At 56.2% G+C, this 13,236-nt stretch carries 10 protein-coding genes; 5 read left to right on the top strand and 5 right to left on the bottom strand.

Annotated features, from left to right (window positions below):
• Positions 1–10: 10 nt before the first annotated feature.
• The 5 genes from mtgA to lptF all read right to left on the bottom strand — a co-directional run bounded on the left by mtgA (position 11) and on the right by lptF (position 6,270).
• Positions 11–736 (bottom strand): monofunctional biosynthetic peptidoglycan transglycosylase, encoded by a 726-nt coding sequence (mtgA, locus tag ACMGGE_RS19275; RefSeq protein WP_420294058.1) that lies wholly within the window; start codon positions 734–736, stop codon positions 11–13.
• A complete protein-coding gene (gene elbB / locus ACMGGE_RS19270; protein WP_048029292.1) occupies positions 733–1,386 on the bottom strand; it encodes an isoprenoid biosynthesis glyoxalase ElbB in 654 nt (217 codons plus the stop codon). Before elbB ends, mtgA begins: the two co-directional genes overlap by 4 nt.
• Positions 1,387–1,618: 232 nt before the next feature.
• Positions 1,619–3,952, bottom strand: coding sequence for an aerobic respiration two-component sensor histidine kinase ArcB (arcB, locus tag ACMGGE_RS19265; protein ID WP_045910113.1), 2,334 nt, complete (start codon positions 3,950–3,952; stop codon positions 1,619–1,621).
• A 135-nt stretch (positions 3,953–4,087) separates the two neighbouring features.
• Positions 4,088–5,170: an LPS export ABC transporter permease LptG gene (gene lptG / locus ACMGGE_RS19260; protein ID WP_045910114.1), complete on the bottom strand. Its 1,083-nt coding sequence runs from the start codon at positions 5,168–5,170 to the stop codon at positions 4,088–4,090.
• Positions 5,170–6,270, bottom strand: coding sequence for an LPS export ABC transporter permease LptF (gene lptF, locus ACMGGE_RS19255; protein WP_045910115.1), 1,101 nt, complete (start codon positions 6,268–6,270; stop codon positions 5,170–5,172). Before lptF ends, lptG begins: the two co-directional genes overlap by 1 nt.
• Before the next feature lie 266 nt (positions 6,271–6,536).
• On the opposite strand from lptF, the gene pepA reads away from it, so the two are divergent.
• From pepA to ahr, 5 genes are all read left to right on the top strand, one after another.
• On the top strand, positions 6,537–8,048 hold the full coding sequence (pepA, locus tag ACMGGE_RS19250; RefSeq protein ID WP_024906344.1) for a leucyl aminopeptidase: 1,512 nt from the start codon (positions 6,537–6,539) through the stop codon (positions 8,046–8,048).
• 119 nt (positions 8,049–8,167) lie between these two features.
• Positions 8,168–8,611: a DNA polymerase III subunit chi gene (holC, locus tag ACMGGE_RS19245; protein WP_008502815.1), complete on the top strand. Its 444-nt coding sequence runs from the start codon at positions 8,168–8,170 to the stop codon at positions 8,609–8,611.
• Positions 8,611–11,466, top strand: coding sequence for a valine--tRNA ligase (locus ACMGGE_RS19240; RefSeq protein WP_045910116.1), 2,856 nt, complete (start codon positions 8,611–8,613; stop codon positions 11,464–11,466). Before holC ends, ACMGGE_RS19240 begins: the two co-directional genes overlap by 1 nt.
• A gap of 123 nt (positions 11,467–11,589) precedes the next feature.
• The gene (locus tag ACMGGE_RS19235) at positions 11,590–12,093 is read left to right on the top strand and encodes a GNAT family N-acetyltransferase (protein ID WP_111967955.1); all 504 of its coding nucleotides are present in this window, start codon (positions 11,590–11,592) and stop codon (positions 12,091–12,093) included.
• 83 nt (positions 12,094–12,176) lie between these two features.
• Complete coding sequence (gene ahr, locus ACMGGE_RS19230) at positions 12,177–13,196, top strand: NADPH-dependent aldehyde reductase Ahr (RefSeq protein ID WP_045403564.1); 1,020 nt, start codon at positions 12,177–12,179, stop codon at positions 13,194–13,196.
• Positions 13,197–13,236 lie beyond the last annotated feature (40 nt).

Raw genomic sequence — 13,236 nt, 5'->3', positions numbered from 1 at the left:
CTTACCCGCCCTACATAAGTTTGTTGCTCTCCATAAACCCTTCTCCTCCCAACTGACGCATCTGGCGCATGATCCACGCCTGACGGCTACGCACGTAGCCTGATGGGGCACTGGCTTTAAAACGGATGGGATTAGGCAGAACAGCCGCGAGCAGCGCCGCCTCCGACATGCTCAGCTTGCTGGCGGGTTTATTAAAATAGCGTTGTGATGCAGCTTCGACACCAAATATCCCGTCGCCAAACTCGGCAACGTTGAGATACACGGTCAGAATGCGCTTTTTGCTCCAGACCGTTTCCATGCCCAGGGTTAATCCTGCTTCCAGCCCCTTTCGCACCCAGCTGCGGCCGTCCCACAGAAACAGATTTTTGGCCGTCTGCTGCGACAACGTTGACGCGCCGCGCACGCGGTTTTCATGACGTTCGTTATGCGCCAGCGCCTTCTCAATCGCGGCCACATCGAATCCCCAGTGCTCCGGGAATTTCTGGTCCTCCGCTGCGATGACCGCCAGCCCCATGAACGGCGAGATCTCGTCCATGCTTACCCAGTCAGAATGGGCGACATAGCCGAAATCACCGCTGAGCCACGCACCGAGCTGACGCTCAACCATCACGGCGGAGAACGGGACCGGCATAATGCTGAACAGGGCGAGTCCACCGCCCCAAAACACCGCCAGCACCAGAACGATGCGCAATAAAGTACGTTTTACCCACGCACCTGCGCCGGATTGACGACTCATTCAGCCAGCACCAGCACGCGGGCGACCAGCTTTTCGATTCCCGTGGCCGCTTCTGCAATATTCTGCGCCAGCATATAGGCCGGCGTGGTGACAATTTTATTATCTTCATCAACCACAATGTCATCCACCGGGCACGGAACGTGTTCGCCCCCCATTTCCTCGACGATCTCCGCGGTATCAATATCCGTCCCGATGGTCAGGCGCAGCGGGAAATCAAAAATCTTAGGCAACATCGCCGGTGCGATACAGATAAAGCCCAGCGGTTTCCCTGCCGCATGCATGGCCTGCGACAGCGCTTTGAGATGAGGATCGATCTGACACTCCGCGCCCTGCGCGGCAAAGGTACTGAGATTTTTGGCCGCGCCAAATCCACCCGGCACAATGAGCGCATCAAGCTCTGCGGCGTCTGCCTGAATAAGAGGATGGATGTCACCTCGCGCAATACGTGCGGCTTCAATCAGCACGTTACGGGTTTCCGCCATTGGTTCACCGGTCAGATGGTTAATCACATCCGCCTGATTTTTGTCTGGCGCAAAACAAATCACCTCTGCTCCCTGCTTAGCCAGGGCCAGCAGCGTAATGACGGCTTCGTGTATCTCAGAACCATCGTAAACACCACATCCGCTGAGCACGACACCAATCTTTTTCATCATGACAATCCTTTTCTGCAACTTGCTGAAGCACATTAATAATTTTGATTAAAACGCTATGCTTCACACATTTCACTGATTCATGTAACAAACCATTTAAGATTTGCTATCTTATCTGCGTGCGGCCTAAATTTTTCAGGCAGCGCCCTTTCGAAAATAACGTTTAAAAACAGGCGCAGCCACGATTTCCCTGGTGTTGGCGCAGTATTCGCGCACCCCGGTTAATCCGGGGTCATTTTTTTCTGGTGTCAACCCAGGCTTTAAGCACCGCCACATCGTTTTGCCACTCTTGCTTCATCTCTTCAACCCAATCACCCACGTTATCTTCCCATGCAGGTAAATCAGGCGACTGAATCTGTTGCCCCAGCTGCTGCAGGTGGCGTAAACCAACAGAGCCGGCTGCACCTTTGATTTTATGTCCTTCTTCCACGATCCCCTTCTGGTCACGGGCCGTCAGGTTGGATTCCAGCACGCTCAGATAGCCCGGCATCATTTTTTCGAACACGGCCAGACCGTCGGTAATCAGTTTCGGCCCCACCAGATCGATATACTGCTCCAGCATCGCGGTATCGAGTATCGTTTGGGCTTTTGCGCTATCAACAGACGTCATGGTGCTCTCCTCTTCATCATGGGTATCCCAGAACTTTTTGATCATAGCGGTCAGAGCAGGCACCGCCAGCGGCTTGCTGAGTACATCATCCATACCGGCATCGAGATACTCTTTTTTATCTTTCAGCACGTTCGCCGTCAGGGCAACCAGCGGCGGCAGTTCGTCGGCCGCGTACTGACGCGTCAACTCGCGCGAGATATCCAGCCCGGTCATATCCGGTAATTGAATATCCAGCAGAACAAGATCGTATTCGCCGGGTTTAAACATCTCCAGCGCGGCTTTGCCGGTCATCGCGACATCCACGCTGTTGCCCAGTTTTTCCAGCACCGAGCGCGCCACGATCACGTTCAGCTCAATGTCTTCCACCAGCAGGACGTGCAGGGCAGGCAGCGGCATATCGTCATTTTCAAAGGTATCTTCTACCTCTTCCGCCACCGCTGGTGCATGGACCGTCAGCGTGAAGGTTGACCCTTTGCCCGGCTGGCTGGCTACGGTGATATCACCGCCCATGCTCTTCGCCAGACGTTTAGAGACCGCCAGGCCAATGCCTGTTCCGGTCGCCGGTTTCCCGCCGTTGCTGTCTTTCACCTGGTAGTACATGGCAAAGATCTTGTCCTGCTCCTCCTGCGGAATACCAATTCCGGAGTCCTCTACCTCGAAGTGCAGCATGTCGCCTTCGTCATAACGGATACGCACCGCCACCTGCCCCTTCTGGGTGAATTTCACCGCGTTGCTGATCAGGTTCCACAGGATCTGGCGCAGTCGCGTGCCGTCAGTCACCACTTTATGCGGCAGCGGCAGGGTGGGCTCCATAACAAAACTCAGGCCCTTCTGCTGCGCCTGCAGGCCGGACAGGTTTTCCAGATCGGCAAGGAAGCTGGTGAAATCAACCGGCTGGTTATCAAGCTGAACTTTACGGCGCTCCATCTTATCCATATCAATAATATCATTGAAGATATTACCCAGCGTGACCGCTGAGACATGGATAGTCTTGAGGTATTTTTCCTGCTCTGCGGTCAGGTCGGTATCCAGCAGAATACGACTCAGCCCGACAATGCCGTTGAGCGGCGTACGCAGCTCGTGGCTGATGGTGGAGATAAAAGTGGTCTTGTCGCGGCTGGCACGCTCAAGGGCATCCTGGTAGCGCTTACGCTCGGTAATGTCGCGGCCAAAGCCCATCAGGCCGTGGCGTTTGCCCACGCGGTCATAGTAGGGCACCTTACGGATCTCAAAGCAGGCTTTGCGTCCGTCCGGGTAATCCAGCCACTGTTCATAGGTCAGCGAGACGTTATGACGGAAGACTTTTTCGTCGGTCTCCATGACCTTGGCAGCCGCCTCTTCAGAGTAAACGTCCTGCGGCTTCAGGTGAATCAGCTGCTTCTCGCTTTTCCCGGTAAGCAACTCCATCGCCCGGTTACAGCCGGAAAATTCTTTATCTTCATTACGGTAGAACACCAGATCCGGCGACGCATCCAGGAACGACCGCAGGAAGGAGGATTGCTGCTCAAGCTGGATCTGCGTGACCTCGCGCTCTTTCATTTCAATTTTCAGCTGCTCCAGGGTGGCCTGACGCTCGGCCTCCGCCTTCTCACGATCTGAAATCTCCTGATTCAGCTGCGCAATGTTGTCTTTGAGCTGGACGTTGAGCTTCAGGTCGCGCTCGCGCATCTCTTCCAGTTTATCCACCAGCTTAGACAGACGCTGACGGGACTCTTCCAGCTGTTCAACCACTACGGAAAGGAAATAGACCGCCCAGGGCGTAATGAGCAAGCCAAAGAAGATGGAGCGGATGACGTCGATACTCTCGACCTGACCATGCAGAACCATGGTAACCGCCATTTGCACGACAATCGCCAGAACGACCAGCGCCAGCGCAAGCAGCATGGAAAAACGCACCAGCCCAAGCTTCATCATCAGGTCGACGTAATACTGGGCAAGCATTCGAATTTGCTTCATAGAGGATCCCTTCACGACGTTATCGCTCAATAATACTCAAATTCGCGGCGGGACGTTGAAGGTTGTGAGAAAAAGTGCGGGGTGAAACAGGAGATTAGCCTCGCTCCCGGGTAACCGGAAGCGAGGTAAGGTCAATCAGGAGCGTTTCAACAGCAGCCAGAGACTGATCAGGAGGAAGCTGGCGCTTGGCAGCAGCGCACCGATAATCGGCGGAATGCCATAAACCAGCGTCAGCGGACCGAAGATCTGATCGAGCACGTAGAACACAAAGCCGAAGCTGATGCCGGTCACGACGCGAACCCCCATCGGCACGCTGCGCAACGGGCCGAAGATAAACGACAGCGCCATCAGCATCATTACCGCCACGGACATCGGCTGGAAGATTTTGCTCCACATGTTGAGCTGATAGCGTCCCGCATCCTGTCCGCTCGACTTCAGGTATTTCACATAGTTGTGCAAACCACTGATGGAGAGCGCGTCAGGATCCAGCGCCACGACGCCGAGCTTATCGGGCGTCAGGTTGGTTTTCCACGTACCCGTTACCGTCTGAGAACCCGTAATCTGTTTCGGATCGGTCAGGTTAGATTCATCAACCTGGGACAACCGCCACTGCTTATGTTCGGCGTCAAACTTCGCCGAAGAGGCGTGGCGAACGGACTGCAGACGGCGCTGGTCATCGAAAGCGTAGATGCTCACTCCGCCCAGTTCATCATTCCCCTTCACCCGTTCGATGTAGACAAAGTTTTTACCGTCTTTCGCCCATAAACCTTGCTGAGTCGAGAGCAGTGATCCGCCGTACATCGCCTGAGCACGATAGTTACGCGCCATCTGTTCGCCCTGCGGCGCGACCCACTCGCCAATCGCCATGGTCAACAGCACCAGTGGGATGGCGGTTTTCATTACCGACAGCGCGACCTGCATGCGGGTAAAACCCGAGGCCTGCATAACGACCAGCTCGCTGCGCTGCGCCAGCATACCCAGCCCCAGCAGCGCCCCCAGCAGGGCCGCCATCGGGAAGAAGATCTGCACATCTTTCGGCACGCTGAGCAGGGTATACATCCCCGCGCCCAGCGCGTCATAGCTCCCCTGCCCGGCTTTTTTCAGCTGATCGACAAATTTGATAATGCCGGAGAGCGACACCAGCATGAACAACGTCATCATGATGGTGGTAAAAATGGTTTTACCGATATAGCGATCAAGAACGCCAAACGCCTGCATTAGATGGCTCCTTTACGCGAGAATCGGGCACGTATGCGGCGCACAGGCACCGTATCCCACAGGTTTAACCCCAGCGCCAGTAAGATGTACAGGCTGTTGACGAACCACGTCCAGACCATGGGATCCAGCTTGCCCTTCGCGCCGTTGGAGCGAATCGAGGTTTGCAGCAGGAAATAGATCAGGTAAAGCAGCATCGCCGGCAGCATAGAGAGCACGCGTCCCTGACGCGGGTTCACCACGCTCAGCGGAACGACAATCAGCGCCATCATAAACACGGTGAAGACGAGCGTAATACGCCAGTGGAACTCAGCGCGCGCTCGGTTGGTATCGGTATTCCAGAGGGTACGCATGTCCATTTGCTCGGTATCCGTTGGATCGAGCGACACCGTCTGATGGCCGATAATGGCCTGATAGTTCTGGAAATCCGTAATGCGGAAGTCACGCAGCATCGCGGTGCCTTCGAAACGGGTGCCTTTGTTCAGCGTCACGACCTGAGAACCATCTTTGCGCTGAGCCAGCTGACCGGAATCTGCCACCACCACGGAAGGACGTGCGTTACCTTTAGGACGCAACTGCGCCAGGAAGACATCGTTGAATTTACTGCCGTCAACGCTCTCAATAAACAGCACGGAGTTTCCGTCGGTTGCCTGCTGGAACTGCCCCTGGGCTAACGCCGCCATACCGGGGTTGGCTTTCGCTTCGGCCAGCACTTCGTCCTGATGGCGGGAAGACATGGGGCCCGCCCACATCACATTCACCGCCGCAACGATACCCGTGAACAGCGCCAGTATCATGGCGGCTTTCACCAGGACCGCTTTGCTCAGGCCACAGGCATGCATCACCGTGATTTCACTCTCGGTATAGAGTTTCCCAAGCGTCATGAGCAGGCCAAGGAAAAGACTTAGCGGCAGGATAAGCTGCGCCATTTCCGGGATCCCTAAACCAAGCAGGGAAAGCACCAGATTTGTTGGAATTTCGCCGTCAACGGCCGCACCGAGGATCTTAACCAGCTTCTGACAGAAAAAAATCAGCAGCAGGATGAAGAGGATCGCCAGTTGGCTTTTGAGCGTCTCCCGCACCAGATATCTTATGATTATCACTTTAAATACGCCCGTAAAAACCCGTCTCTTTGCTGGAAAATCGCTTGTTTCATGGCTTAAACGTCATTTATTCTCTTGAGTCGTCGAAATCATCGCTAAGATTAAAACATCCGGCGGATTCACGCTTCAGGACTTTTTCTGACGTGTCGAAACCGTAGTAACGTAAGATTAACACGAAGTCACCACAACAGCGGACATGAGTTACGAAAGGTTTCAATTCTATCCGTAGCAGCCGCCGTTGTCTTTAAGATTCAGGAGCGTAGTGCATGGAGTTCAGTGTAAAAAGCGGTAGCCCGGAGAAACAGCGGAGTGCCTGCATCGTTGTGGGCGTCTTTGAACCACGCCGACTCTCCCCGATCGCCGAGCAACTCGATAAAATCAGTGACGGCTATATTAGCGCCCTGCTGCGCCGTGGCGAACTGGAAGGCAAACCTGGGCAGACGCTGTTACTGCACCATGTTCCGAACGTACTCTCAGAGCGCATTCTGCTGATTGGCTGCGGCAAAGAACGCGAGCTGGATGAACGTCAGTATAAGCAGGTGATTCAGAAAACAATCAATACGCTGAATGATACAGGTTCAATGGAAGCCGTCTGCTTCCTGACCGAGCTGCACGTTAAAGGGCGTAACACCTACTGGAAAGTGCGTCAGGCGGTCGAAACGGCAAAAGAGAGCCTGTACAGCTTCGATCAGCTGAAGACCAATAAAAGCGAGCCGCGTCGTCCGCTGCGTAAAATGGTCTTCAACGTGCCAACCCGCCGCGAACTGACCAGCGGCGAACGCGCGATCCAGCACGGTCTGGCGATTGCTGCCGGCATTAAAGCGGCTAAAGATCTCGGCAATATGCCACCCAACATCTGTAACGCGGCGTACCTGGCCTCTCAGGCACGTCAGTTGGCCGACGCCTACAGCAAAAACGTCATCACCCGCGTCATCGGCGAACAGCAGATGAAAGAGCTGGGAATGCACTCTTACCTGGCAGTCGGTAACGGCTCGCAGAACGAATCCCTGATGTCCGTCATCGAGTACAAGGGCAACCCGGCCGAAGACGCGCGCCCTGTCGTGCTGGTCGGTAAAGGCCTGACCTTCGATTCCGGCGGTATCTCCATCAAGCCTGCCGAAGGCATGGACGAGATGAAGTATGACATGTGCGGCGCGGCGGCGGTTTACGGCGTCATGCGCATGGTCGCGGAACTTCAGTTGCCCATCAACGTGATCGGCGTTCTGGCGGGCTGCGAAAACATGCCTGGCGGTCGCGCTTATCGTCCGGGTGACGTCCTGACCACCATGTCCGGCCAGACCGTTGAAGTACTGAACACCGACGCCGAAGGCCGTCTGGTACTCTGCGATGTGCTGACCTACGTTGAGCGCTTCGAACCTGAAGCGGTCATTGACGTCGCCACGCTCACCGGCGCCTGTGTGATTGCGCTGGGCCACCACATTACCGGCCTGATGTCGAACCACAATCCACTGGCGCACGAGCTGATTGGCGCCTCGGAGCAGGCAGGTGACCGCGCATGGCGTCTGCCGCTGGGTGACGAATATCAGGAGCAGCTGGAGTCTAACTTCGCGGATATGGCGAACATCGGCGGACGTCCTGGCGGGGCGATCACCGCGGGCTGCTTCCTGGCGCGCTTCACCCGTAAGTACAACTGGGCGCACCTGGATATCGCGGGTACCGCATGGCGCTCCGGCAAGGCCAAAGGCGCAACCGGTCGTCCGGTAGCGCTGCTGTCGCAGTTCCTGCTCAATCGTGCGGGTTTTAACGGCGACGAATGATATAAAATGCCGGGTGGCGGCTTCGCCTTACCCGGCCTACAACGTCATTCAACCGTAGGCCGGGTAAGCGTAGCGCCACCCGGCTTTGCATTTGAATCCAAAACTAAGAAGCCCCATATATGAAGAATGCAACGTTCTACCTTCTGGACAACGACACCCATCAGGATGGCCTCAGCGCCGTCGAACAGCTGGTGTGTGAAATTGCCGCAGAACGTTGGCGCGCAGGCAAACGCGTGTTGATCGCCTGTGAAGATGAGCAGCAGGCGATTCGTCTCGATGAAGCGCTGTGGGCTCGCCCGCCGGAGAGTTTTGTTCCGCATAACCTGTCAGGCGAAGGGCCACGCGGCGGGGCGCCGGTTGAAATTGCCTGGCCGCAAAAGCGCAACAGCAGCGCGCGCGACATTCTGATTAGCCTGCGGATAGATTTTGCAGATTTTGCCACCGCTTTCACAGAAGTGGTAGACTTTGTCCCTTACGAAGAATCTTTGAAACAACTGGCGCGCGAACGCTATAAAGCGTACCGCCTGGCTGGTTTTAACCTGAATACGGCAACCTGGAAATAATGGAAAAGACATATAACCCACGCGATATCGAACAGCCGCTTTACGAGCACTGGGAACAGCAGGGCTATTTCAAGCCTAACGGCGACGAAAGCAAAGAGTCCTTCTGCATCATGATCCCGCCGCCGAACGTCACCGGCAGTTTGCATATGGGTCATGCTTTCCAGCAGACCATCATGGACACCATGATCCGCTACCAGCGCATGCAGGGTAAAAACACCCTGTGGCAGGCGGGGACTGACCACGCGGGTATCGCGACCCAGATGGTGGTAGAGCGTAAAATTGCCGCTGAAGAAGGGAAAACCCGCCACGACTACGGTCGCGACGCGTTCATTGACAAAATCTGGCAGTGGAAAGCGGAATCCGGCGGCACGATTACCCGTCAGATGCGCCGCCTCGGCAACTCCGTGGACTGGGAGCGCGAGCGCTTCACCATGGATGAAGGCCTCTCCAACGCCGTGAAAGAAGTCTTCGTCCGCCTGTACAAAGAAGACCTGATTTACCGTGGCAAACGCCTGGTCAACTGGGATCCGAAACTGCGTACCGCCATCTCTGACCTGGAAGTGGAAAACCGCGAGTCTAAAGGCTCCATGTGGCATATCCGCTATCCGCTGGCCGACGGCGCAAAAACCGCCGACGGTAAAGATTACCTGGTGGTCGCGACCACCCGTCCGGAAACCCTGCTGGGCGATACCGGCGTGGCCGTTAACCCGGAAGATCCGCGTTATAAAGATCTGATTGGCAAATTCGTGGTGCTGCCGCTGGTAAACCGCCGTATTCCGATTGTGGGCGACGAACACGCCGACATGGAAAAAGGCACCGGCTGCGTGAAAATCACCCCGGCGCACGACTTTAACGACTATGAAGTGGGTCGTCGTCACGCCCTGCCGATGATCAACATTCTGACCTTCGACGGCGATATCCGCGAAAGCGCAGAAGTGTACGACACCAAAGGCAACGAATCCGACGTTTATTCCAGCGACATCCCGGCCGAGTTCCAGAAGCTGGAACGCTTTGCCGCGCGTAAAGCGATTGTGGCTGCCGTTGACGCACTGGGCCTGCTGGAAGAGATCAAGCCTCACGACCTGACCGTGCCGTACGGCGACCGTGGTGGCGTGGTTATCGAGCCAATGCTGACCGACCAGTGGTACGTACGTGCCGACGTGCTGGCGAAACCGGCTGTGGAAGCGGTTGAAAACGGCAGCATTCAGTTCGTACCGAAGCAGTACGAAAACATGTACTTCTCCTGGATGCGCGATATTCAGGACTGGTGTATCTCCCGTCAGCTGTGGTGGGGTCACCGTATCCCGGCATGGTACGACAACGACGGCAACGTTTACGTTGGTCGCAGCGAAGATGAAGTGCGTCAGGAAAACAACCTGAGCGCAGACGTTGCCCTGCGTCAGGACGAAGACGTGCTGGATACCTGGTTCTCCTCCGCGCTGTGGACCTTCTCTACCCTCGGCTGGCCAGAAAACACCGACGCGCTGCGTCAGTTCCACCCAACCAGCGTGATGGTGTCCGGCTTCGACATTATCTTCTTCTGGATTGCCCGCATGATCATGATGACCATGCACTTCATTAAAGACGAAGACGGCAAGCCGCAGGTTCCGTTCCATACCGTCTACATGACCGGTCTGATCCGCGACGACGAAGGCCAGAAGATGTCCAAATCCAAGGGTAACGTCATCGACCCGCTGGATATGGTTGATGGTATCTCTCTGGAAGAGCTGCTGGAAAAACGCACCGGCAACATGATGCAGCCGCAGCTGGCGGAGAAAATCCGCAAGCGCACCGAGAAGCAGTTCCCGAACGGGATTGAGGCTCACGGTACCGACGCCCTGCGTTTCACCCTGGCGGCACTGGCCTCGACCGGTCGTGACATCAACTGGGACATGAAGCGTCTGGAAGGTTACCGTAACTTCTGTAACAAGCTGTGGAACGCCAGCCGCTTCGTGCTGATGAACACCGAAGATCAGGATTGCGGCTTCAACGGCGGCGAGATGACCCTCTCCCTGGCTGACCGCTGGATCCTGGCGGAATTCAACCAGACGGTGAAAGCGTTCCGCGAGGCGCTGGACAGCTACCGCTTCGACATCGCGGCGGGCATTCTGTATGAATTCACCTGGAACCAGTTCTGTGACTGGTATCTGGAGCTGGCGAAGCCGGTCATGAACGGCGGCACTGAGGCAGAGCTGCGCGGCACGCGCAACACGCTGATTACCGTTCTGGAAGGCCTGCTGCGCCTGGCGCACCCGGTTATTCCATTCATCACCGAGACCATCTGGCAGCGCGTGAAGGTGATTGCAGGCATCAACGCCGACACCATCATGCTGCAGCCGTTCCCGGCATTCGATGCGGCGAAAGTCGATGAAGCGGCGTCTGCGGATACCGAGTGGCTGAAGCAGGCGATCGTGGCGGTACGTAACATTCGTGCTGAAATGAACATCGCCCCGGGCAAACCGCTGGAGCTGCTGCTGCGCGGCTGCAGCGAAGCGGCCGTTCGTCGCGTCACCGAGAACAACACCTTCCTGAAAACCATGGCGCGTCTGGAAAGCATCACCGTGCTGCCTGCGGATGATAAAGGTCCGGTTTCCGTGACCAAAATCATCGACGGTGCCGAGCTGCTGATCCCGATGGCAGGTCTGATCGACAAAGACGCCGAGCTGGCTCGTCTGGCGAAAGAAGTGGCGAAAGTCGACGTGGAAATTGGCAAAATCGAAAGCAAACTGGCGAACGAAGGCTTTGTTGCCCGCGCGCCGGAAGCGGTCATCGCGAAAGAGCGTGAGCGTCTGGTTGCCTTCGCCGATGCGAAGACCAAGCTGATTGAGCAGCAGGCGGTTATCGCTGCCCTGTAATGCTTTTACCCCTTACGCTTCAGGGCGTAAGGGGTAACCTTCCTGAAAACTCCTCGCTTGCACTCCCCTTTCTGCGGTGCTATTAACAGCAGTTATGTGTCAATTTTTGTAATGAGTAATGCTATGAGCGTGATTACCCCCGTCGCGACGACGATGCGTCGGATCACTGAGCAGGATAATCCGGCTATCGCCGCCGTTATTCGCACCGTTTCTGCCGAATATGGCCTGACGGCTGACAAAGGCTACACGGTTGCCGACCCGAATCTGGACGCGCTTTTTCAGCTTTACAGCCAGCCGGGGCATGCCTACTGGGTAATCGAGCAGAACGGCCAGGTAGTCGGCGGCGGTGGCGTGGCGCCCCTCAGCTGCAGCGAGCCGGATATCTGCGAACTGCAAAAAATGTATTTCCTGCCAACGGCACGCGGACAAGGACTGGCCAAAAAGCTGGCGCTGATGGCGCTGGACCACGCGCGCAAGCAGGGCTTTACCCGCTGCTACCTGGAAACGACCGCCTTCCTCAAAGAGGCCATCGGCCTGTATGAACATCTGGGCTTTGAGCATATCGATGCGCCGCTGGGCTGTACCGGCCACGTTGATTGCGAAGTCAGGATGCTGAAAAGTCTGTAACTTTTGTTCCTGCCCTCTTCTGTTAAGCGGCTGTAAACTGAATGCTCTACACTCTCAGTTCACACCACAACGGGGGAAACACGATGTCGAAGATAAAAAGCTACGCCGCACCGCAGGCGGGTGCAGAACTTGAGCTGTACGAGTACGATGCGGGCGAACTAAAAGCAGAAGACGTCGAAGTACAGGTTGATTACTGCGGGATCTGCCACTCGGATCTCTCGATGATCGATAACGAATGGGGCTTCTCCAGCTATCCGCTGGTTGCCGGACACGAAGTCATTGGCCGCGTCGTGGCGCTCGGTAGCGCCGCGCAGGACAAAGGGCTGAAAGTGGGCCAGCGCGTAGGCATTGGCTGGACAGCGCGCAGCTGTGGTCACTGCGATGCCTGTATCAGTGGCAATCAGATCAACTGCCTCGAAGGCGCCGTTCCCACCATTCTGAACAAAGGCGGTTTTGCCGATAAACTGCGCGCCGACTGGCAATGGGTTATCCCGCTGCCGGAAAGCATTGATATCGAATCCGCCGGCCCGCTGCTGTGTGGTGGTATCACCGTCTTCAAACCGCTGCTGATGCACCATATCACCGCCACCAGCCGCGTCGGCGTCATCGGTATCGGCGGACTGGGGCATATTGCCATTAAGCTGCTGCACGCGATGGGCTGTGAAGTCACGGCGTTCAGCTCGAACCCGGCGAAAGAGAAAGAAGTGCTGGCGATGGGGGCGGATAAAGTGGTGAACAGCCGCGATCCGCAAGCGCTGAACGCGCTGGCGGGCCAGTTTGACCTGATCATCAACACCGTTAACGTGGATCTCGACTGGCAGCCGTACTTTGAAGCGCTGGCCTACGGCGGTAACTTCCACACCGTGGGTGCGGTGATGAAGCCGCTGCCGGTTCCGGCGTTTACCCTGATCGGTGGGGATCGCAGCATATCCGGTTCTGCAACCGGTACGCCGTACGAGTTGCGCAAACTGATGAAATTCGCCGGACGCACCAAAGTGGCGCCGACCACCGAACTGTATCCGATGTCGAAAATCAACGAAGCGATCCAGCACGTGCGCGACGGCAAAGCCCGTTACCGCGTGGTGTTGAAAGCAGATTTCTGATGTGACAGTGCCGGGTAATGGCTTCGCCTTACCCGGCCTA

The organism is Enterobacter sp. BNK-22 (genome assembly GCF_048684805.1).
GTDB classification, from domain to species: domain Bacteria; phylum Pseudomonadota; class Gammaproteobacteria; order Enterobacterales; family Enterobacteriaceae; genus Enterobacter; species Enterobacter quasiroggenkampii.
This window is presented reverse-complemented; position numbering and strand designations above follow the sequence as displayed.